3 protein-coding genes are annotated in these 24,763 nt (G+C 75.5%); all 3 read left to right on the forward strand.

Features of this window, described 5'->3' with window-relative positions; genetic code table 11:
• Window positions 1-750 (forward strand): acyl carrier protein (locus tag BAW75_RS00005; protein ID WP_244205969.1); only part of this gene is annotated, 750 nt, incomplete at its 5' end.
• Window positions 751-991: 241 nt separating this feature from the next.
• Complete coding sequence (locus tag BAW75_RS00010; RefSeq protein ID WP_043331321.1) at window positions 992-1,840, forward strand: metallophosphoesterase family protein; 849 nt, start codon at window positions 992-994, stop codon at window positions 1,838-1,840.
• Window positions 1,841-2,165: 325 nt separating this feature from the next.
• Window positions 2,166-24,737: a type I polyketide synthase gene (locus tag BAW75_RS00015; protein ID WP_104112184.1), complete on the forward strand. Its 22,572-nt coding sequence runs from the start codon at window positions 2,166-2,168 to the stop codon at window positions 24,735-24,737.
• Window positions 24,738-24,763 lie beyond the last annotated feature (26 nt).

Consider the following 24,763-nt stretch of genomic DNA (forward strand, 5'->3'; position numbering starts at 1 on the left):
GAGCAGTTGAGTCGGCGTGGTTTGCCGGGGATGGCTCCGGAGTTGGCGGTGGCGGCGTTGCAGGGGGTGTTGGATGGTGGTGAGGGGCAGGTGGTGGTGGCGGATGTGCGGTGGGATCGGTTTGTGCCGTCGTTCACGGCGTTGCGTCCGTCCCGGTTGTTCACCGACATCCCCGAAGCAGCACAGCCCGCACCGGCCGAGGAGGCGCCGAAGGGCGAGGACCGCGGCGCGGCGTCGGCGCTGCGCGAGCGGCTCGCCGCCGCCTCCGGGCCGGAGCGCGACCGCATCCTGCTCGACCTGGTCCGCGGCACCGACGCGGCGGTGCTGGGACACGCCACGCCGAGCGGGATCAGGCCCGCCCGCGGCTTCCTCGAACTGGGCTTCGACTCGCTCACCGCAGTCGAGCTGCGCAACCGGCTGACCGCCGCAACGGGCATCGGACTGCCCGCCACCCTCGTCTTCGACCATCCCACCCCGAACGCGCTCGCCGGTCACCTGCGAGCCGAGTTGGCGCCCGAGCAGCCGGCGTTGCCGATCGTGGCCGAGATCGAACGCCTCGACAAGCTCCTCGGCGGGCTGCCGGGCGACCAGGTCGACGACGCGGTCGTCGGTCGGCTGGAGGACCTGCTGACCCGGTGGCGGGGCCGACCCGCCGCCACCGCACCGGCGCCGGCCGCCGCCGAGGAGTTGGAGTCGGCCAGCCGGGACGAGCTCTTCGACATCATCCAGCGGGAGTTCGGCAAGTCCTGAGCGGACACTGCCCGACCCGGGCGGGACGGGCCGGGGAAAGGGGCACCCGACGGCGCCGGACGCCTGGCCGGCGCCGTCGGGCAGACGCGCCCTTAGGGGTCCACGAAGCCTGTCTAGGGGTGTGCCGGTGTGGATCCGGCTCCGTAGGGTCGGAGCACGCCAGGCCGTCTCGCCCTGCCCACCGGCGGCGAGCGGTACGGATGTGGGTGCGTGCGGTACCCCGGATGGACGGGAGGTCCGCATGGCCGGATCCGGCTTGCCTCAACTGCTCGCCATCAGCGACCTGCACGTGGTGCACGCGGAGAACAAGGCCATCGTCGAGCGGCTGAGGCCGGAGCGCGACGGCGACTGGCTCGTCGTCGCCGGCGACGTCGGGGAGTTCGTCGGCGACATCGAGTGGGCGCTGGGACTCCTCAGCCGCCGCTTCGCCAAGGTCATCTGGGCCCCCGGCAACCACGAGCTGTGGACTCCCCGCGAGGACCCGATCCAGCTGCGGGGGGACGCGCGCTACCAGCACCTGGTGGAGCTGTGCCGGGGGCTCGGGGTGGTGACTCCGGAGGACCCGTACCCCGTCTGGGACCCGCAGGGCGACGACCCGGTCCTGATCGCGCCGCTGTTCCTGCTCTACGACTACACCTTCCGGCCCCCGGGGACGTACACGAAGGAGCAGGCCCTGGCACGGGCCCACGAGGTCGGCGTGGTCTGCACCGACGAGATCCTGCTGCACCCGGACCCGTACCCGACGCGGGACGCCTGGTGCCGGGCGCGGCTGGCCCTGACGGAGCGCCGGCTCACCGCCGAGCGCGGCGGGCTGCCCACCGTCCTGGTCAACCACTTCCCGCTCGTACGCGAGCCCACCCGGATCCTGCGGTACCCGGAGTTCGCCCAGTGGTGCGGCACCGAGACCACTGCCGACTGGCACGTCCGCTTCGACGCCCGCGTCGCCGTCTACGGTCACCTGCACATCCCGCGCACCACCTGGTACGACGGGGTCCGGTTCGAAGAGGTCTCGGTCGGCTACCCGCGGGAGTGGCGCCGCCGGTCGACGCCCCCCGGCCGGCTGCGCCGCATCCTGCCGTCGGCCGCCTGAATGGCCCTCGTGGCGCTGGTCACCGCCGCTCCCGGAGCCTGCCGGGACGCCGCCCGCGGGCCGGTCGATCAGGGGTTCTCTAGGGGTTGGGCGGGTGTTGGGCGCTCAGTACCGTCCAGTCACGGTGGCGGGCGTGTGTCGGCGGGACTGTCCGGCGTGGCGGGCGCCTGAGCAGGCACGACGACCGGAATCAGGAACAGGTGTGGGTTTCGTGAGCCGAACGGCCGCGTCTGCACCCACCTGTGCACGAAGCCGGCCCGCCGGCGGTGGTGTGGTCAACGAATCGGCAGATTCCGATCGATAGCAAGCTCTGGGCGGGTGGGTCATGGCGGACGAAGACAAGCTCCTCGAACACCTGAAGTGGGTGACCTCCGAGCTCCGCCTGGCGCGTCGGCGCCTGACCGAGCTGGAGGACGAGGACGCCGAGCCGATCGCGATCGTCGGCATGGCCTGCCGTTTCCCCGGTGGCGTCGCCTCACCTGAAGACCTCTGGGACGTCGTCGCCGGCGGGGTGGACGCCACCGGCGCGTTCCCCGACGACCGGGGCTGGGACCTCGACCGGCTCTACGACCCCGACCCCGACCACCCCGGCACCACGTACAGCAACCGGGGTGGCTTCCTGCGCGACGCGGGTCTGTTCGACCCGACCCTGTTCGGGATCTCGCCGCGCGAGGCGCTGGCCATGGACCCGCAGCAGCGCCTCCTGCTCGAGGTGACCTGGGAGGTCTTCGAGCGGGCCGGCATCGACGCCGCGTCGGTGCGGGGCAGCCGTACCGGGGTGTTCGTCGGCACCGCGGGGCAGGACTACACGTCCGTGCTGCGGCAACTGCCCGAGGGCACGGAGGGCTACGTCCTCACCGGCACCGCCGCGAGCGTCATGTCCGGCCGGCTGGCGTACTCCTTCGGGCTGGAGGGGCCGGCCGTCACCATCGACACCGCCTGCTCCTCGTCGCTGGTCGCCCTGCACCTCGCCGGTCAGGCCCTGCGCGACGGTGAGTGCTCCCTCGCCGTGGCCGGCGGCGTCACCGTGCTGGCCACGCCGGGCGCCTTCGTCGAGTTCTCCCGCCAGCGGGGGCTCGCCTCCGACGGGCGGTGCAAGGCGTTCTCCGCCGACGCCGACGGGACCGGCTGGTCCGAGGGCGTCGCCATGTTGCTCGTCGAGAAGCTCTCCGACGCCCGGCGCAACGGGCACCCCGTCCTGGCGGTGATCCGGGGCAGCGCCGTCAACCAGGACGGCGCCAGCAGCGGGCTGACCGCCCCCAACGGCCCCGCGCAGCAGCGGGTGATCCGGCAGGCGCTGGAGAACGCCCGGCTCAGTCCGTCCGACGTGGACGCCGTCGAGGCGCACGGCACGGGCACCCGGCTCGGCGACCCGATCGAGGCGCAGGCGCTGCTGGCCACGTACGGGCAGGGCCGCACCGCCGACCGCCCGCTGTGGCTGGGCTCGCTGAAGTCGAACATCGGCCACCCGCAGGCCGCGGCCGGCGCCGGCGGCGTCATCAAGATGGTGATGGCGATGCGGCACGGCGTGCTGCCGCCCACCCTGCACGTGGACCGGCCCTCACCGCACGTCGACTGGTCGACCGGCGCCGTGGCCCTGCTCGACGAGGCGCGCCCGTGGGCCGGCGGCGAGCACGTCCGCAGGGCGGGCGTGTCGTCCTTCGGCATGAGCGGCACGAACGCCCACCTGATCCTGGAGCAGGCGCCGGCCCCCGACCCGGCCGGCGACCACGCCACCCCGTCCCGCCGTCCCGCCGTCGTGCCCATGCTGCTCTCCGCCGCGCAGCCGGCCGCGCTCGCCGCGCAGGCGGACCGGCTGGCCCGTTGGCTCAGCGACGACGAGGAGCCGCGCCCGCTCGATCTGGCCTGGTCGTCGGTGGTGTCCCGCTCGACGCTCGACCGGCGTGCGGTGGTGCTCGCCGGGGACCGTGCGGGTCTGCTGGCGGGCCTGGAGTCCCTGGCGGCGGGCGCGCCGTCGGGCACCGTGGTCACGGGCCAGGCCGGGGACCGCGGTCCCCTGGCGGTGCTCTTCTCCGGCCAGGGCGCGCAGCGCGCCGGCATGGGCCGCGAGCTGTACGCCGAGTTCCCCGTCTTCGCCGCCGCCCTCGACGAGGCGTGCGGGCATCTCGACCGGGTGCTGCCGCGCCCGCTCAAGGAGGTGCTGTTCGCGCCGGAGGGCTCCGCCGAGGCGGAGCTGCTGGACCAGACCGCGTTCACCCAGGCCGGGCTCTTCGCCGTCGAGGTGGCGCTGTTCCGCCTCGTGGAGTCGTTCGGCGTGGTGCCGGACTTCGTGGGCGGGCACTCGATCGGTGAGATCGCCGCCGCGCACGTGGCCGGGGTGCTGTCCCTCCAGGACGCCTGCCTGCTGGTGGCGGCGCGGGGCCGGCTCATGCAGTCGCTGCCCGACGGCGGCGGCATGCTCGCCGTGGCCGCCGACGAGGCGGCCGTGACGGAGTCGATCGCCGGGCTGACCGACCGGGTCGGCATCGCGGCCGTCAACGGCCCGACCTCCGTCGTGGTCTCCGGCGCCGTCGACGCCCTCGACGAGGTGGAGCGCGTCTGGCGCGACCGGGGTGTGCGTACCCGCCGGCTGGCCGTCAGTCACGCGTTCCACAGCCCGCTGATGGAGCCGGTGCTGGAGCGCTTCCGCGGCATCGTCGAGCGGCTGGACCTCGCCGCCCCCACGCTGCCGATCGTGTCGAACCTGACCGGTGCGCTCGCCGACGCCGACGAGATCCGCACCGCCGACTACTGGGTACGGCACGTCCGCGAGGCGGTCCGCTACGCCGACGGGCTCGCCGCGCTGCGCGACGCCGGGGTCGACACCTTCCTGGAGGTCGGCCCGCAGAGCGTACTGACCGCGATGACGACCGACGTGCTGCCCGACGACGACGTGCTCGCCGTCGCAGCCCAGCGCCGGGACCGGCCCGAGGCGCAGGCGCTGCTGCACGCCCTCGCCGAGCTGCACGTGCACGGGTTGCCGGTGTCCTGGCGGGAGTGGTTCGCCGACACCGGCGCCGCCCGGGTCGACCTGCCCACGTACGCCTTCCAGCGGGAGCGGTTCTGGCCCGAGGTGCTGCCGTGGCGGGTCGGCGACGTGTCGGGCGCCGGCCTCGGCGTCGCGGGGCACCCGCTGCTCGGCGCGGCGGTGCGGCTCGCCGGCGACGACGAGGTGGTGCTGACCGGCCGGCTGTCGACGTCGACGCACCCGTGGCTGGCCGACCACGTGGTCGGCGGCAACGTGGTGGTGCCGGGCACCGCCCTGGTGGAGCTGGCGGTCCGCGCCGGCGACGAGGTGGGCACGTCGCGGGTACGGGAGCTGACCGTGGCGGCGCCGCTGGTGCTGCCCGACTCCGGGGCGGTACGCGTGCAGGTGCGCGTCGGCGCTGCCGACGACGCCGCCGTCCGGACGGTGTCCGTGTACTCCCAGCCCGAGGAGGACGACGACACCGACTGGGTGCGGCACGCCGACGGCCTGCTCGAACCGGTGTCGGCCGACGAGCCGGGGCTCGGCGAGTGGCCGCCGGCGGGCGCGACCGAGGTGGACCTGATCGGCTGGTATCCGGCGCTGGCCGAGCACGGCCTGTCGTACGGGCCGGTGTTCCAGGGCGTACGGCGGGCCTGGACGGCCGACGGTGGGGCGTACGCCGAGGTGACGCTGCCGGACGGGGCGGCCGGCGAGGCGGGCGCGTTCGGGGTGCACCCGGCGCTGCTGGACGCCGCGCTGCACCCGGTGGCGCTGCTGCTCGAGGCCGAGGCCACGGGCGGGCCGCGCGTGCCGTTCGCGTTCGAGGGCGTGCAGGTGCACGCCTCGGGCGCCCGGACGCTGCGGGTGCGGCTGACCCGGGACGGCTCCGGGGTGCGGCTGGTCGCCTGCGACGGCTCGGGCGCGCCGGTGGTCTCGGTGGACTCGCTCGTGCTGCGGGAGATGACCGCGACGGCGACCCGGGGCGGTGCCGCCCGGTCGCTGTACGAGGTGACCTGGCAGGCCGAGCAGATCGAGAGCGTCGACGACCTTCCGGGGTGGGCGGTGCTGGGCCGGCCGGCACCGGACGCGCTGCCGGAGGTGCCGGTCTTCGCGGACGTGGCGACCCTGGCGGCGGACGGGGCCACGGCCCGGCAGGTGCTGCTGACGGTGCCCGCCGGCGATCCCGGCGTCCCCGTGCCGGAGGCCGTGCGGGCGGCCACCAGCGGTGTGCTGGACGTGCTGCGGTCCTGGCTCGCCGCCGAGCCGCTGGCCGACACGAAGCTCGTGGTGGTGACCCGGGGCGCGGTGGCCAGCGGGGACGACGACCAGGTCACCGACCTCGCCGCCGCCGCCGTCTGGGGCCTGCTGCGCTCGGCGCAGTCGGAGCACCCGGGGCGGATCGTCCTCGCCGACGTCGAGGGCGAACTGACCCCCGCGACCCTCGCCGTGCTGGCCGGGGCCGCCGTCGACCCGTCGGTCTCCGGCGGCCAGCTCGCGGTGCGCGGCGAGCGCACCCTCGTGCCGAGGCTGGCGCGGCCGGTGGGCGACGAACTGACCCCGCCGTCCGGCCCGTGGCACCTCGCCCCCGTCACCGGCGGCACCCTGGACGGGATCGCGCCGGTGCCGGCCACGCCCGCGGAGCTGGGCGAGGGCCAGGTGCGCATCGCCGTGCGCGCGGCCGGCGTGAACTTCCGCGACGTGCTGATCGGCCTGGGCATGTACCCGGATCCGGCGGCCGTGATGGGCAGCGAGGGCGCGGGCGTCGTGGTCGAGGTCGGCCCCGGCGTGACCGACCTGGTGCCCGGCGACCGGGTGATGGGCATGTTCGAACTCGGGTTCAGCCCGCAGGCCGTCGCCCATCGCCGGCGCATCGCCAAGATGCCCGCCGGCTGGTCCTTCACCCAGGCGGCGTCCGTCCCCCTGGTCTTCCTGACGGCGTACTACGCGCTGCGGGACCTCGCCGGGCTGCGGTCCGGCGAGTCGGTGCTGATCCACAACGGCGCCGGTGGCGTCGGCATGGCCGCCATCCAGCTCGCCCACCACCTCGGCGCCACCGTCCACGCGACGGCGAGCCCCGGCAAGTGGGGTGTGCTGCGGGGCCTGGGGGTGGCCGGGGAGCGAATCGCGTCGTCGCGGACCACCGAGTTCGAGCAGACCTTCGGCGCGGCCACCGGCGGTGCCGGCGTCGACGTGGTGCTCGACGCGTTGGCCGGTGAGTTCGTGGACGCGTCGCTGCGGCTGCTGCCGCGCGGTGGCCGGTTCGTGGAGATGGGCAAGGCCGACGTACGCGACCCGGAGGCGGTCGCCGCCGACCACCCGGGCGTGGCGTACCGCGCGTTCGACCTGAACGAGGCGGGCAGCACCCGCATCGGCGAGATGCTCACCGAGATCCTCGACCTCTTCGCGCGGGGCGCGCTGCGTCCGCTGCCCGTACGGGTGTGGGACGTGCGTCAGGCCCGGCAGGCGCTGCGGCACGTCAGCCAGGCCCGCCACGTCGGCAAGGTGGTGCTGCGCATCCCCGCGCCCGCCGACCCCGACGGCACCGTGCTGCTCACCGGCGCGGCCGGAACCCTGGCCGGCGTGCTCGCGCGGCACCTCGTCGCCACCGGCCAGGCCCGCCGCCTGCTGCTGGCCTCCCGCCGCGCACCCGGCCGGGACGACGCGTACGCCACCCTGGTCCGGGAACTGAGCGACGCGGGCGCCGACGTCACCGCCGCGGCCGTCGACGTCAGCGACCCCGCGCAGGTCACCGAGCTGGTCGCCGGGATCGACCCGGCGTACCCGCTGACCGCCGTGGTGCACACCGCCGGGGTGATCGCCGACGCGACCATCGGTTCGCTGGACGAGTCCGCCCTGCGTACGGTGCTGGCGCCGAAGGTGGACGCCGGGTGGGCGTTGCACGAGGCCACGCGGCACCTGGACCTGTCGGCATTCGTGCTGTTCTCGTCGGTGGCGGCCACCCTCGGTTCGCCGGGGCAGGGCAACTACGCGGCGGCGAACGCGTTCCTCGACGCCCTCGCCCAGCACCGCCGGCAGCAGGGGCTGCCCGCCACCAGCCTCGCCTGGGGCATGTGGGCCACCGACAGCACGATGACCGCCCACCTCGACGGTGACGACCAGCAGCGGCTGCGGCGCGCCGGGATGAGCCGGCTCTCCCCGGCCGAGGGCGTCGAACTCTTCGACGCCGCCCTGCCGGCGGCCCGGCCGGTGCTCGTCGCGGCCCGCCTCCACGTCACCGGCGAGGCGAGCGGCGTACCGCCGCTGATGCGGCACCTGCTGCGCGGCGGCGGCCGGCGCCGCACCGCCACCGATCGGCCGAGTGCCGGGGCGTCGTGGCGGGAGCGGCTCGACGGCCTGTCCGAGGCGGACGCCCGGCAGGCGCTCGTCGACCTGGTCTGCGGCCAGGCCGCCACGGTGCTGGGGCACGCCTCGGCACAGGCGGTCCCCGCCGCCCGCGCCTTCAAGGATCTGGGCTTCGACTCGCTGACCTCGGTGGAACTGCGCAACCGCCTCGGTGCGGCCACCGGGCTGCGGCTGACCGCCACGCTGGCCTTCGACCATCCCACCCCGGCCCGGCTGGCCGAGCACCTGTTCGCGCAGCTCGGCCCGGCCACGGGAGCCGGCGCCACCGTCCGTACGGTCGTCACCGCCGACGCCGACGAGCCGATTGCCATCATCGGCATGGCCTGCCGCTACCCCGGCGGCGTCGCCACCCCCGAGCAGCTGTGGCAGCTCGTCACCTCCGGGGCCGACGCCATCGGCGAGTTCCCGGCGGACCGCGGCTGGGACCTCGACCGGCTGTACGGCACGGACGGCGACCAGGCCGGCGGCACCGTCACCCACCAGGGCGGCTTCCTCTACGACGCGGCCGACTTCGACGCCGGCTTCTTCAACATCAGCCCCCGTGAGGCCCTCGCCATGGACCCGCAGCAGCGGCTGCTGCTGGAGACCGCCTGGGAGAGCTTCGAGTACGCCCGCATCGACCCCGCCACCCTCAGCGGCACCGCCACCGGCGTCTTCGTCGGCGCCGCCTCATCCGGCTACGCCACCAGCGGACGCGACTACCTGGACGGCCTCGAGGGGCACCTGCTGACCGGCACGGCGGGCAGCGTCGCCTCCGGGCGGGTCGCCTACATGTTCGGCCTCGAAGGCCCGGCGGTCACCGTCGACACCGCCTGCTCCTCGTCGCTGGTGGCGCTGCACCTCGCCGCCCAGGCGCTGCGCGGCGGCGAGTGCGACATGGCCCTGGCCGGCGGGGTGGCGCTGATGGCGCAGCCCGGCATGTTCTCCGAGTTCTCCCGGCAGGGCGGCCTCGCCCCGGACGGGCGGTGCAAGGCGTTCGCCGCCGGCGCGGACGGCACCGGCTGGTCCGAGGGCGTCGGCATGCTGCTCGTGGAGCGCCTCTCCGACGCCCGGCGCAACGGGCACCGGGTGCTCGCCGTGCTGCGCGGCTCCGCCGTGAACCAGGACGGCGCGTCCAACGGGCTGACCGCGCCGAACGGCCCGTCGCAGCAGCGGGTCATCCGCCAGGCCCTGGAGAACGCGCGGCTCGCCCCGGCCGACGTGGACGCGGTCGAGGCGCACGGCACCGGCACCATCCTCGGCGACCCGATCGAGGCGCAGGCGGTCCTGGCCACCTACGGCCAGGACCGTGCCGCCGGCGAGCCGCTCTGGCTCGGCTCGATCAAGTCGAACATCGGCCACTCCCAGGCAGCGGCCGGGGTGGCCGGCGTGATCAAGATGGTGCTGGCGATGCGGCACGGCGTGCTGCCGCCGACCCTGCACGTGGACGAGCCCTCGCCCCACGTCGACTGGAGTGCCGGAGCCGTCGCCCTGCTCACCGAGGCCCGGCCGTGGCCCGCCGTCGACCGGCCCCGCCGGGCCGCCGTGTCGTCGTTCGGCATCAGCGGCACCAACGCGCACACCGTCATCGAGCAGGCACCCGGCGAGCCGGCCCCGACGCCCGTGCCGGCGGGGCACGTTCCCGGCCTGGTCGGGCCCGCCGCCGTACCCCTGCCGGTCTCCGGCAGAAGCCCCCGCGCGCTCCGGGCACAGGCTGCCCGCCTCGGCGAACGGCTCGCCGGCGACGCCGACCTCGACCCGCGGGACCTCGGCTTCTCCCTGGCCACCCAGCGGGCGCACCACCCGTACCGCGCGGTCGTCGTGGCCACCGGCCGGGACGACGCGCTCGCCCGGCTGGCCGCCCTCGCCGACGGCGACACCTCCCCGGCGGGCGTGGACGCCGCGTCGAAGGTCGTCTTCGTCTTCCCCGGCCAGGGCTCCCAGTGGACTTCGATGGCGCTGGACCTGATGGAGACCTCGCCGGTCTTCCGGCAGCGGATGGACGAGTGCGCCGAGGAGCTGTCCCGGCTGGTCGACTGGAACCTGGGGGACGTGCTGCGGCAGGCGCCCGGCGCGCCGCCCCTGGACCGGGTGGACGTGGTCCAGCCCGCGCTCTTCTCCGTCATGGTGTCCCTCGCGCATCTCTGGCGCGCGTGCGGCGTCGAACCGGCCGCCGTCATCGGGCATTCGCAGGGGGAACTCGCCGCGGCCTGCGTCGCCGGCGCGTTGACCCTCGCCGAAGCCGCGCGGCTCGTCGTGGCGCGCAGCCACGGCCTGCTGTCGATCGCGGGTCGCGGCGGCATGGTCTCCGTGCCGCTCCCGGCCGCCGACACCGAGCGGCTCATCGCGCCGTGGCGGGGCAGCCTCTCCGTCGCCGCCCTCAACGGCGCCGCCGTGACAGTGGTCGCCGGCGACTCGGCGTCGGTCGCCGAACTGCTCGCGCACTGTGCCGAGCGCGACGTCCGCGCCCGGCAGATCGCCGTCGACTTCGCGGCGCACAGCGGCCACGTCGACCCGATCCGCGACGAGGTGATCGCCCGATTCGGCACCGTGGACCCCCGCTCCAGCACCGTGCCCTTCCACTCCACAGTCACCGGCGAGCCGATCGACACCGCCGGGCTCGACGCCGACTACTGGTACCGCAACCTGCGGGAGCCGGTCCGGCTCGCGCCGGTCGTGGACCAGCTGATCGAGCGGGGCTTCCGGACGTTCGTCGAGGTCAGCCCGCACCCCGTACTCAAGATCGCCGTGCAGGACGCGCTCGACCGGAAGGCCGACGGCGGCGTGGTGGTGGGCTCGCTGCGCCGCGACGGGCACGGGCCGCGTCAGCTACTGGCCAACCTCGGCGAGCTGCACGTCGCCGGCGTGCCCGTCGACTGGTCGCGCGTCTTCGCCGGCTCCGGCGCCACCCCTGTCGACCTGCCCACGTACGCCTTCCAGCGGGACCGGTTCTGGCCGGTGCTCGACCGCTCCGCCACCGGCGACGTGTCGGGCGCGGGGCTGGGCGCGGCCGGGCACGGGCTGCTCGGCGCGGCGGTGCGCCTCGCCGGCGACGACGAGGTCGTGCTGACCGGCCGGCTGTCGGCGTCCACGCACCCGTGGCTCGCCGACCACGTGGTCGGCGGCGCCGTGGTGCTGCCGGGCACGGCCCTCGTCGAGCTCGCGGTGCGCGCCGGCGACGAGGTCGGCGCCTCCCGGGTGCGGGAACTGACCGTCGCCGCGCCGCTGGTGCTGCCGAACCCGGGCGCGATCCGCGTGCAGGTGCGCGTCGGCGCGGCCGACGGCTCCGGAACCCGGAGCGTGGCGGTGCACTCGCAGCCCGACGGCGACCCCGAGGACCCCTGGACGCGGCACGCCGACGGTCTGCTGGAGCAGGCCACCGACGAGCCGGCGCTGGGCTCCTGGCCGCCGGCCGGAGGCACCGAGGTGGACCTCGCCGGCTGGTACCCGGCGCTCGCGGAGCGCGGCCTGGCCTACGGACCGGCGTTCCGGGGCCTGCGGCGGCTGTGGACCGCCGGCGACGAGGCGTACGCCGAGGTGACCCTGCCGGACGAGGCGGCCGGCGACGCCGGCGGCTTCGCCGTGCACCCGGCGCTGCTGGACGCCGCCCTGCACCCCGTCGGGCTGCTGCTGGCCGAGCGCTCCGGCGGACCGCGTGTGCCGTTCGCGTTCGAGGGCGTGCAGGTGCACGCCTCCGGCGCCCGGACGCTGCGGGTGCGGCTGACCCGGGCGGGCTCGCGCGTGCGGCTGGTGGCCGGGGACGAGTCCGGCGTGCCCGTGGTGTCGGTCGAGTCGCTCGCCCTGCGGGAGATGACCGACGCCACCGGCGCGGAGGCCGCGGAGCGGTCGATGTTCGAGGTGACGTGGCAGGCCGAGACGGTCACTCCGGCGCGGGACGTCTCCGGCTGGGTGCTGCTCGGCGACGGACCCGCCCCGGCGGACCTCGTCACGCCGGTGTTCCCGACCGTCGGCGAGCTGACCGCGGCGGTCTCGGCCGGTACGGTCGAGGCGCCCCGCGCGCTCGTGGTCCCCGTGCCCGCCGGCAGCCCGGACGGCGACCTGCCCGACGAAGTCCGTACGGCCACCGCCCGCGTCCTGGCCGTGCTGCACTCCTGGCTGGACAGTGAGGCGCTGGCCGACACCACGCTCGTGGTGCTGACCCGGGCGGCGGTGGCCGCCACCCCGGCGGACGCGGTGCGGGACCTGCCCGGCGCTGCGGTCTGGGGTCTGCTGCGCTCGGCGCAGTCCGAGCACCCGGGGCGGATCGTCCTCGCCGACGTCGACGGGGACCTCACCCCGGCCACCCTCGCCGTGCTCGCCGCCGTCGCCGAGAACCCCTCGCCGACCGGCGGCCAGGTGGCCGTACGCGGCAACGAGGTGCGCACGCCCCGCCTGGGCCGGCCCGCCGGCCAGGCCGCCGACGAACTCGTCCCGCCGGACGGACTGTGGCGGGTCGGGGCGGTCAGCCCCGGCACCCTCGACGGCGTCGGCATGGTGCCCGCCGCCGCCGCCGCCCTGGACACGGGCCAGGTGCGCATCGCGGTGCGCGCGGCCGGCGTGAACTTCCGCGACGTGCTGATCGGCCTGGGCATGTACCCGGATCCGGCGGCCGTGATGGGCAGCGAGGGCGCGGGCGTCGTGGTCGAGGTCGGCCCCGGCGTGACCGACCTGGCCCCCGGCGACCGGGTGCTCGGCATGTTCGAGCCGGCCTTCGCCCCCGAGGTGATCGCCACCCGCGACCTCGTGGCGAAGATCCCCGCCGGCTGGTCGTTCGCGCAGGCCGCCTCCGTGCCGGTGGTGTTCCTGACCGCGTACTACGCGCTGCGGGACCTCGCCGGGCTGCGGTCCGGCGAGTCGGTGCTGATCCACAACGGCGCCGGTGGCGTCGGCATGGCCGCCATCCAGCTCGCCCGGCACTGGGGCGCGACGGTCCACGCCACCGCCAGCCCCGGCAAGTGGGGCGTGCTGCGGGAACTCGGGGTGGCCGAGGAGCGGATCGCGTCGTCGCGGACCACCGAGTTCGAGCAGACCTTCGGCGCGGCCACCGGCGGTGCCGGCGTCGACGTGGTGCTCGACGCCCTCGCCGGTGAGTTCGTGGACGCGTCGCTGCGGCTGCTGCCGCGCGGTGGCCGGTTCGTGGAGATGGGCAAGGCCGACGTACGCGACGCCGAAACCGTCGCCGCCGGCCACCCGGGCGTCACCTACCGCGCGTTCGACCTCAACGAGGCCGGGCACCGGCGCATCGGGGAGATGCTCACCGAGCTGCTCGACCTGTTCGCACGCGGCGCGCTGCGCCCGCTGCCGCTACGGGCGTGGGACGTACGCCAGGCCCGGCAGGCGCTGCGCCACATCAGCCAGGCCCGGCACATCGGCAAGGTCGTCCTGCGGGTGCCCGCCCCCGCCGACCCGGACGGCACCGTGCTCGTCACCGGCGCCGGCGGCGCCCTCGCCGGCGTGTTCGCCCGGCACCTCGTCGCCACCGGCCAGGCCCGGCACCTGCTGCTGGCCTCCCGCCGTGGCCCCGAGCACTACCGGGAGCTGGTCGACGAGCTGACCCGCGCGGGCGCCCGGGTCACCGCCGGCACCGCCGACGTGACCGACCCCGTGCAGGTGACCCGGCTGCTGGAACTGGTGGACCCGGCGCACCCGCTGACCGCCGTGGTGCACACCGCCGGGGTGATCGCCGACGCGACCATCGGTTCGCTGGACGAGTCCGCCCTGCGTACGGTGCTGGCGCCGAAGGTGAACGCCGGGTGGGCGTTGCACGAGGCCACGCGGCACCTGGACCTGTCGGCGTTCGTGCTGTTCTCGTCGGTGGCGGCCACCCTCGGCTCGCCCGGGCAGGGCAACTACGCGGCCGCGAACGCGTTCCTCGACGCCCTCGCCCGGCACCGGCGTGAGCAGGGGCTGCCCGCCACCAGCCTCGCCTGGGGGCTGTGGGCGACCAGCAGCGCCATGACCGCCCACCTGGGCGGCAACGAGCACCGCAAGGCGATCCGCGCCACCAGCGCCCCGTTGACCGACCGGCAGGGCGTGGCGCTGTACGAGCTGGCGCGACAACGCGGCGCGGCGCACCTCGTCCTCATGAACCTGCCGCCGGCGTCGCGGGCGACCGGCCAGAACGTGCCCAGCCTGCTGCGGGACGTGGTCCGTGCGGGAGGCCCGGCCCGGCGCGCGGTGGGTCGCGGCCTCGCGGACACCGCCTCCGTACGCGACCGGCTGGCGACGCTCGGCCCGGCGGAGCGGCGCTCCCACCTGCTCGACCTGGTGGCCGCCGGCGTGGCGGCAGTGCTCGGGCACCGCTCGGCGGAGACCGTCGACGCCCAGCGCGCCTTCAAGGAACTGGGCTTCGACTCGCTCACCTCGGTGGAACTGCGCAACCGGCTCTCCGCCGCCACCGGCCTGCGGCTGCCCGCCACCGTGGCGTTCGACTACCCGACCCCGGTGGTGCTCGCCGAGTTCCTGGACCGGGAGCTCGGCGGCGCGGCAGTCGTGGACCGGCCCGCCGCGGTCGGCACCGCCGCCGCCCTCGACGAGCCGATCGCCATCATCGGCATGGCCTGCCGGTTCCCCGGCGACGTGCAGACCCCCGAGCAGCTCTGGGACGTGGTCACCGCCGGCGCCGACGTCATCTCGCCCTTCCCCACGGACCGGGGCTGGAACCTCGACGACCTGCGCGCCGACGGCCAGGACCCGGGCGCCGTACCACGGCAGGGTGGCTTCCTCCACGACGCCGCCCAGTTCGACGCCGCCTTCTTCGGGATCTCGCCCCGCGAGGCCCTGGCGATGGACCCACAGCAGCGGCTGCTGCTGGAGACCTCCTGGGAGGCCTTCGAGCGGGCCGGGATCGACCCCCACTCGGCGCGGGGCAGCAGCACCGGCGTCTACGTCGGCCTGATCTACCACGACTACGCCTCCCAGGCCGCCGGCGGCACCGACGAACTGGACGGCCACGTCGGCAACGGCAGCGCCGGCAGCGTCGCCTCCGGCCGCATCTCGTACCTGTTCGGCCTGGAGGGCCCTGCCGTCACCGTCGACACCGCCTGCTCGTCGTCGCTGGTGGCGCTGCACCTGGCCACCCAGGCGCTGCGGCAGGACGAGTGCCGCCTCGCCCTCGCCGGCGGGGTGAGCGTCATGTCCACCCCCGGCATGCTCACCGAGTTCTCCCGGCAGCGCGGCCTGTCGCCCGACGGGCGGTGCAAGGCGTTCGGCGCCGGCGCCGACGGCACCGGTTTCGCCGAGGGCGTCGGCATGCTCCTGCTGGAGCGCCTCTCCGACGCGCAGCGCAACGGTCACCGCGTGCTCGCCGTCGTGCGCGGCAGCGCCGTCAACCAGGACGGCGCCAGCAGCGGTCTGACCGCGCCGAACGGCCCCGCCCAGCAGCGGGTGATCCGGCAGGCGCTCGCCAACGCCCGGCTCGCCACCACCGATGTGGACGCCGTCGAGGCGCACGGCACCGGCACCGCTCTCGGCGACCCGATCGAGGCGCAGGCGCTGCTGGCCACGTACGGGCAGGGCCGACCGCAGGACCGTCCGCTGTGGCTGGGGTCGGTCAAGTCGAACATCGGCCACGCCCAGGCGGCGGCCGGCGTCGCCGGTGTGATCAAGATGGTGCTGGCGATGCGGCACGGCGTGTTGCCGCCGACCCTGCACGCCGAGAAGCCGTCCCCGCACATCGACTGGACGGCCGGGTCGGTCGCGCTGCTCACCGAGGCCCGGCCGTGGCCCGCCGTCGACCGGCCCCGCCGCGCGGCGGTGTCGTCGTTCGGCATCAGCGGCACCAACGCACACACCGTCGTCGAGCAGGCCCCCGAGCCCGCCCCGGCGCAGGCCGCCCCCGCCACGGGCGTCCCGGGCGACCTCGTCGCCTGCGTCCTGTCGGCCCGCGACGCCGCCGCCCTGCACGAGCAGGCGCGCCGGCTGCGGACCCTCGTCGACGGCGAGCCGGACCTGACCATCGCCGACGTGGGCCGGGCCCTCGCCACCGCCCGCAGCGCCTTCGAGCACCGCGCCGTGCTGCTGCCCGCCGACCGCGCCGGGCTGCTCGCCGCCCTCGGTGCGCTGGCCGACGACGAGCCCTCGGCCGCCGTCGTGCGGGGGATCGCCCGCCGCGGCCGCACCGCCGTCCTCTTCTCCGGCCAGGGCGCGCAGCGCGCCGGTATGGGTCGTGGGTTGTACGGGGCGTTCCCGGTGTTCGCTGCCGCGTTGGACGAGGTGTGTGGTCACCTGGATCCGTTGTTGCCGCGTCCGTTGCGGGGGGTGCTGTTCGCGTCGGAGGGCACGCCCGGGGCGGGGTTGCTGGATCAGACGGTGTTCACCCAGGCGGGGTTGTTCGCGGTCGAGGTGGCGTTGTTCCGCCTGGTGGAGTCGTTCGGTGTGGTGCCGGATCTGGTGGCCGGGCACTCCATCGGCGAGATCGCGGCGGCGCATGTGGCGGGCGTGCTCTCCCTGGCCGACGCGTGTGCGCTGGTCGCCGCGCGGGGCAGGCTCATGCAGGTCCTGCCGGCGGGCGGTGGCATGCTCGCCGTGGCCGCCGACGAGGCCGCGGTGGCCGAGTCGATCGTCCCGTTCGCCGACCGGGTCGGCGTCGCCGCCGTGAACGGCCCCACCGCCGTGGTGGCCGCCGTCGCCGCCGAGGCCCTCGACGAGGTGGAGCGGGCCTGGAAGGACCGGGGTGTGCGTACGCGCCGGCTCACCGTCAGCCACGCGTTCCACAGCCCGCTCATGGAGCCGATGCTGGCCGAGTTCCGGCAGACGCTCGACGGGCTGACGTTCCACTGGCCCGTCCTGCCGATCGTGTCGAACCTGACCGGGCAGGTCGCCGACCCCGACGAGATCGGCACCCCCGACTACTGGGTCCGCCACGTACGCGAGACCGTCCGCTTCGCCGACGGGATCGCGAGCCTGCGCGAGCGCAACGTCCGTACCTTCCTCGAACTGGGCCCCGACGCGGTGCTCGCCGGCATGGTGGGCGCCTGCCTGCCGGACGACGACGCGGCGGCGGTCGTGGCGACCCTGCGCCCCGGCCGACCCGAGCCGGCGTCGCTGGTCCACGCGCTTGCGGAGCTGTACGCGCACGGCACGCCGATCACCTGGACCGCCCTCCTGCCGGCCGGAACCCGCCCGGTCGACCTGCCGACGTACCCGTTCCAGCGGCAGCGCTTCTGGCCGGCCGTGGGCCGGCTGCGCGCCGGCGACGTCAGCGGCGCCGGCCTCGGCGTGGCCGAGCACGGTCTGCTCGGCGCGGCCGTGGACCTGGCCGGCGACGACGAGATCGTGCTGACCGGCCGGATCTCCCCGACCACCCACCCCTGGCTGGCCGACCACGTCGTCTCCGGCGTGCCGCTGGTCCCGGGCACGGCCCTCGTGGAGCTTGCCGTCCGCGCCGGCGACGAGGCGGACCTGCCGCGGCTGCGGGACCTGACGGTGCTCGTGCCGCTGGTGCTCCCCGGGTCCGGCGCCGTACGGATCCAGGTGCGGGTGTCCGCGTCGGATTCGCCGCAGCGCCCCGTCGCCGTCTACTCCCGCCCCGACGACGACCCCGAGGCGGGCTGGACCCGGCACGCGGAGGGCGTGCTGGAACCGGCCACGGCCGACGAACCGCAGCCGACCGCCTGGCCGCCCGCCGGCGCCACCGAGGTGGACCTGACCGGCTGGTACCCGGCGCTCCTCGAACACGGCCTGTCGTACGGGCCGGCGTTCCAGGGGCTGCGCCGGGTGTGGACCGGCGAGGACGACGTCTTCGCCGAGGTGGTCCTGCCGGACGACGCGGCGGCGGAGGCGGCTCGCTTCGGCGTGCACCCGGCGCTGCTGGACGCCGCCCTGCACCCGATCGGGCTGCTGCCCGGCGCCGAGGAGACGGGCGGGCCGCGCGTGCCCTTCGCCTTCGAGGGCGTACAGGTGCACGCCTCCGGCGCGAGGCTGCTGCGGGTGCGGTTGACCCGCAACGGCTCCGCGGTGCGGCTGACCGCCCGCGACGAGGCGGGCGCGCCGGTGGTGTCGGTGGACTCCCTCGTCCTGCGGGAGCTGACCGGGGTGGCCGCCCCGAACGCGGCGTCGCGCTCCCTGTTCGAGGTGGCCTGGCAGGCCGAGGAGGCCGACCCGGTCGACGACGCGTCGGGCTGGGCGGTGCTGGGCGGGCCGGCCCTGCCGGGCGTCCCCGGTGGCCCCTCCGCCGAGACGATCCGGCAGCTGCGCGCCGCCATCGACGCCGGCATCGCCCCGCCGCGCCTGCTGCTCTTCACGCCGGCCGCGTCGCCCGCCGACGACGGCGACCCGGCGGAGGCCGTACGCACTGTCACCGCCGACGTGCTGGGCCTGGTGCAGGAGTGGCTGGCCGTCGACGCGCTGGCCGACTCGAAGCTCGTGGTGGTGACCCGGGGCGCGCTGGCCGTCCGCGACGGGGACCGGGTGAGCGACCTGGCCGCCGCGGCCGTGTGGGGCCTGCTGCGCTCCGCGCAGTCCGAGCACCCCGGTCGCATCGTCCTGGCCGACGTCGACGACGCGATCAACCCCGGCACGCTGGGCGTCCTGGCCCGCTTCGCCGCGGACCCGGCCGGCGGTCAGGTCGCGGTGCGTGCGGGCGCGGTGTTCGTGCCGCGTCTGGTGCGTGCGGTCGCCCCGGTGTCGGTGGAGACGCCGGTCGTGGGTGAGGGTGCGGTGCTGGTGACCGGTGGTACGGGTGCGCTCGGGGCGTTGGTGGCGGAGCATCTGGTGTCGGCGCATGGTGTGCGGTCGCTGGTGCTGGTGTCGCGGCGTGGTCCGGAAGCCGCCGGTGCGGGCGAGCTGTCGGAGCGGTTGTCGGCGCTGGGTGCGTCGGTGCGGGTGGTGGCCTGTGACGTGACGGACCGGGACCAGGTGTTCGGTCTGGTGGCGGAGGTCGTTGCCGGGGGTCGGCTGGCGGGTGTGGTGCACACCGCCGGTGTCCTGGATGACGGGGTGATCGAGCGGGTCACCGAGGAGCGTCTGGCAAGGGTGTTGGCGCCGAAGGTGTCGGCGGGTTGGTTCCTGCACGAGGCGACGGCGGGTCTGGGTCTCGACTTGTTCGTGGTGTTCTCGTCGGTGGCGGGTGTGCTGGGTTCGCCGGGTCAGTCGGCGTACGCGGCGGGTAACGCGTTCCTCGACGGGCTTGCGGTCCACCGGCGGCAGCTCGGGTTGCCTGCGGTGAGTCTGGCGTGGGGCATGTGGGACACCCCCGGCATGGCCGCGTCGATCGGCGGCAACGACCGGGCCCGTACGACACGCGCCGGACTCCGACCGATGAACGCCCGCACCGGCCTGGAACTCTTCGACGCCGCCGTGGGGGCACAGCGGGCGGCGCTGGTGCCGGCCGCGATCGACGTACCCGCGCTGCGGGCGGCAGCAGCCGGCGAGGTCGTACCGCCGATGCTGCGCAACCTGGTCGACGTGGCGACGACCCGCCGCCGTGCCGGCCAGGGCGCCCCCGGCGGCTGGGCCGACCGCCTCACCGGCCTCAGCGCAGAGGACGGCCTCGCGCAGGTCGACCAGCTGATCCGGGGCCTGGTCGCGCAGGTCCTCGGGCACGGCGGCGCCGAGGCGGTGCCGGCCGACCGGGCGTTCAAGGACCTGGGCTTCGACTCGCTGACCGCCGTCGAGCTGCGCAACCGGGTGAACGGCGCGACCGGCCTGCGCCTCACCTCGACCCTGGTGTTCGACCATCCGTCCCCGCAGGTCCTGGCGGCCCACGTGTACGCGGAACTCGCCGGCACCCGGCCCGGCGCCGTCACGACCGACGAGGCGGCGACCGGCGACGCCGACGAGGCGATCGCGATCGTCGGCATGGCCTGCCGCTACCCCGGCGGGGTGGAGTCTCCCGACGAGCTGTGGAAGCTGGTCAGCACCGGTGGGGAGGGCATCGGGGAGTTCCCGGCCGACCGGGGCTGGGACCTGGAGTCGCTGTACGACCCGGACCCCGACCACGCCGGCACCTCGTACACCCGCCACGGCGGCTTCCTGTACGGCGCGGCGGAGTTCGACCCCGGCTTCTTCGGTGTCTCGCCGCGCGAGGCCCTCGCCATGGACCCGCAGCACCGGCTGCTGCTGGAGGCGTCCTGGGAGACGTTCGAGTCGGCGGGCCTGGACCCGTCCGGCCTGCGGGGCAGCCGGACCGGTGTCTTCGCGGGCGTCATCTACCACGACTACTCGACGCGCCTGATGGAGACGCCCGAGGTCGAGGGCTACATCGGCACCGGCAACTCGGGCAGCGTGCTGTCCGGCCGGGTCGCGTACACGTTCGGCCTCGAAGGCCCGGCGGTCACTGTCGACACGGCGTGCTCGTCGTCGCTGGTGGCGTTGCACCTCGCGGTGCAGGCGTTGCGGTCGGGTGAGTGTGATTTGGCGTTGGCCGGTGGTGTGACGGTGATGGCGACGCCCGGCACGTTCGTGGAGTTCTCGCGGCAGCGTGGTCTGTCGGCCGACGGCCGGTGCAGGTCGTTCGCGGCGTCGGCGGACGGTACGGGCTGGTCCGAGGGTGTGGGTGTGCTGCTGGTGCAACGGCTCTCCGACGCGCAGCGGGAGGGCCGGCGGATCCTGGCGGTGGTGCGGGGCAGCGCCGTGAACCAGGACGGTGCGTCGAACGGCTTGACGGCGCCGAACGGTCCGTCGCAGCAGCGGGTGATCCGGCAGGCCCTGGCGAACGCGCGGCTCACCACCGCCGAGGTGGATGTGGTGGAGGCGCACGGTACGGGTACGACGCTGGGTGACCCGATCGAGGCGCAGGCGTTGTTGGCGACGTACGGGCAGGAGCGTCCGCAGGATCGGCCGCTGCTGCTCGGGTCGGTGAAGTCGAACATCGGGCATGCGCAGGCGGCTGCGGGTGTGGCTGGTGTGATCAAGATGGTGTTGGCGATGCGGCACGGCGTCGTCCCTGCGACGCTGCATGTGGATGAGGCGTCCCCGCACGTCGATTGGTCGGCCGGGGCGGTCGCTCTGGCGACCGAGGCGGTGCCGTGGCCGCGGGTGGGTCGGCCGCGTCGGGCGGGGGTGTCGTCGTTCGGGATTTCCGGCACGAACGCGCACGTGATCATCGAGCAGCCGCCTGCCGAGGTGGTTGAGGGGGAGGTCGTCGTCCGCGAGGTGCCGGTGGTGCCGGTGCTGCTGTCGGCCCGCGACGCCGCGGCACTCGCCGGCCAGGCGGGCCGGTGGGCGCGGTGGCTCGCCGTGGACGAGGCCCCACGCGGCGTGGATGTGGCGTGGTCGTCGGTGGCGTCGCGGTCGGCGTTGGAGCACCGGGCGGTGGTGTCCGGGGCGAGCCGGGACGAGCTGCTGGCGGGTCTCGCGGCAGTGGCGGCCGGCGAGCCGTCGGGGGCCGTCGTGACCGGTTCTGCCGCCGCGCGCGGCCAGTTGGCGCTGTTGTTCTCGGGTCAGGGTGCGCAGCGTGCGGGGATGGGTCGGGAGTTGTCTGCTCTGTTCCCGGTGTTCGCCGTCGCGTTGGACGAGGTGTGTGGGCACCTGGATCCGTTGTTGCCGCGTCCGTTGCGGGAGGTGCTGTTCGCTGAGGCGGGTTCTGCTGAGGCGGGGTTGCTGGATCAGACGGTGTTCACGCAGGCGGGGTTGTTCGCGGTCGAGGTGGCGTTGTTCCGTCTGGTGGAGTCGTTCGGGATCGTGCCGGACATGCTGGCTGGTCACTCGATCGGTGAGGTGACGGCTGCGCATGTGGCCGGGGTGTTGTCCCTGGCCGACGCGTGCGTCCTCGTGGCCGCGCGGGGTCGGTTGATGCAGGCGTTGCCGGCCGGTGGCGGGATGCTGGCGGTGGCCGCCGACGAGGCGGCGGTGGTGGAGTCTCTCGCCGGGCTGACCGACCGTCTCGGTATCGCGGCGGTTAACGGGCCCGCCGCTGTGGCGGTGTCGGGTGCCGTCGGGGCCCTGGATGAGGTGGAGCGGGTTTGGCGGGAGCGGGGTGTGCGGACCCGCCGGCTGACGGTGAGCCATGCGTTCCACAGTCCGTTGATGGAGCCGATGCTGGCCGAGTTCCGCGCGGTCCTGCACGGCCTCACCTTTGCCACGCCGTTGTTGCCGGTGGTGTCGAACGTGACCGGGGCCCTGGCCGACGCAGGCGAGATCTGCACGCCGGAGTATTGGGTGCGGCATGTGCGCGAGGCGGTGCGCTTCGCCGACGGGATCGCCGCTCTGCGGGCTGCCGGGGTGGACACGTTCCTGGAGGTCGGCCCGCAGAGCGTCCTGACCGCGATGACCGCCGACCTGCTGCCCGATGACGAGGCCGTGCTGGCGGTGGCTGTGCAGCGCCGGGACCGTCCGGAGGTGCAGGCGTTGCTGCACGCCCTGGCGGAGTTGCACGTGCACGGGATGCCGGTGACCTGGGCGCAGTGGTTCGCCGAGAGCGGCGCGCGGCGGGTGGACCTGCCCACGTACGCCTTCCAGCGGGAGCGGTACTGGCCCGAGCCGGCGAACCGGCCGCGGCAGACGGCGACCGACGGCGGCGACGCCGACTTCTGGAAGGCCGTCGAACGCGGCGACCTGAGCGCCCTCGCCGCCCAGTTCGGCGACGACGGCGCCGCCCTGGACGCCCTCACCCCGGCGCTGCCGGTCCTGTCGACCTGGCACCGGGCGCGCACGCAGCGGGCCGTCCTGGACGCATGGTCGTACCGCGTCGGATGGAAGCGCGCCGACATCACCGCCGGCCCGGCGCGGCCCGGCGCCTGGCTGCTCGTGACGGCGCAGGACGACCTGGCGGACGGCACCCGGGCGGAGGCGGTCACCAAGGCCCTCGCCGAGGTCGGCGCCGACGTGGTCCGGCTCACCGTCGACCCGGCCGGCACCGACCGGGCGGGCCTCGCCCGGCGGCTGGGCGACGCGCTGGCCGACGGTCCCGTCACCGGCGTGCTCTCCCTGCTCGGCCTCCGCGATCAGCCGCACCCCGCCCACCCGGCCGTGCCGGTCGGGACGGCCGCCACGCTGCTGCTGCTCCAGGCGCTGCACGACACCGGGGCGACGACCCGGCTGTGGTGCCTGACGCAGGGCGCGGTCAGCACCGGCGACGGGGACACCGTGCACGCTGCCGTCCAGAGCGGGCTCTGGGGCCTGGGGCTCGTGGCGGGCCTGGAACACCCCCACCTGTGGGGCGGGCTGGTGGATCTGCCCGAGCAGGCCGACGCGACGGCCTGGGACCGGCTGGCGCGGGTGGTGACCGGCGCCGGCGACGAGGACCAGCTTGCCGTACGCCCCTCCGGGGTGTTCGTCCGTCGCCTGGTCCGCTCGGCGCCCGCCGCCCCCGACACGGCGCAGCGGTGGCGGCCGTCCGGCACCGTGCTCGTCACCGGCGGCACGGGCGCGCTGGCCGCGTACCTGGCCCGCTGGGCGGCGGCCAACGGGGCGGAGCACGTCGTGCTGACCAGCCGCCGCGGCGGGGACGCCCCGGGGGCCGTGGAGCTGCGCGAGGAGCTGATCGCCCAGAGCGTACGGGCGTCGGTCGTCGCTTGCGACGTCGCCGATCGCGACCAGGTGGCGGCGCTGCTTGCCCGCCTCGACGAGGATCCGGCGCCGCTGACGGCCGTGGTGCACGCGGCGGGCGCCGGCGAGTCCGGGCTGATCGCCGACACCGACCTGGCCGCGTTCGCGGGCGTGCTCGACGGCAAGGTGGCCGGCGCGCTGCACCTGGACGCCCTGCTCGGCGACCGGCCGCTGGACGCGTTCGTGCTCTTCTCCTCCATCGCCGGGGTGTGGGGCAGCGGCGGGCAGTCCGCGTACGCCGCCGGCAACGCCTTCCTGGACGCGCTCGCCGAGCAGCGGCGCGGCCGGGGCCTGGCGGCGACGTCCGTGGCCTGGGGACCGTGGGCCGACGGCGGCATGGCCACCGGCGAAGCCCAGCAGATGCTGGCCCGGCGCGGCCTGACCGCCATGGCGCCGGCCGACGCCGTGCACGCCATGCGGTACGCCGCCGGCCTGCCCAGGGCGGCGCTGACCGTGGTGGACGTCGACTGGGCGGTCTTCGCCCCGGCGTACGCCTCGGCCCGCCCCCGGCCGCTGCTCGACGACATCGCCGAGGCCCGGGAGGCGCTGCACGCCCACGCCGTGGAGCAGCAGCCCGGCGGCGCCGCCGACGCCCTGCGGGAGCACCTGCTCACCCTGCCCCGCCCCGAGCGGGTCCGGCACCTGGTCGACCTGGTCCGCACCCACGCCTCGGCCGTGCTCGGCCACGCGGGAACGGACCGGGTCAAGCCGCAGCGGGCGTTCAAGGAGCTCGGATTCGACTCGCTGACGGCGGTCGAGCTGCGCAACCGACTGACCGGCGTCACCGGCCTGTCGCTGCCCGCGACCCTCGTCTTCGACTACCCGAACCCGGCCGTGCTCGCCGAGAACCTGCTCGACGGCCTGCTGCCCGAGGCGGCGCAGGCGGACGACGGCGACCCGGCGGAGGCGGCCGTCCGGCAGACGCTCGCGGCGATCCCGCTGGCCCGCCTCCGTGAGGCCGGGCTGCTGGACCTGCTGCTCAACCTCGCCGACACCGACGGCGACGACGGTGACGAGTCCACCGACGAGGACCTGGACCTCGACGACCTCGACACCGACGCCCTCGTCAGGCTGGCGCTTGACGGAACCGATTCCTGACCGTTGTCCCCAGTACGGAGCTCATG

This window comes from Micromonospora chalcea (genome assembly GCF_002926165.1).
GTDB classification, from domain to species: domain Bacteria; phylum Actinomycetota; class Actinomycetes; order Mycobacteriales; family Micromonosporaceae; genus Micromonospora; species Micromonospora chalcea.

What these genes read in the sequence shown, in the direction of transcription:
- BAW75_RS00015 (WP_104112184.1), top strand. Translation starts at nt 2,166, where the DNA reads ATGGCGGACGAAGACAAGCTCCTCGAACACCTGAAGTGGGTGACCTCC.
- BAW75_RS00010 (WP_043331321.1), top strand. Translation starts at nt 992, where the DNA reads ATGGCCGGATCCGGCTTGCCTCAACTGCTCGCCATCAGCGACCTGCAC.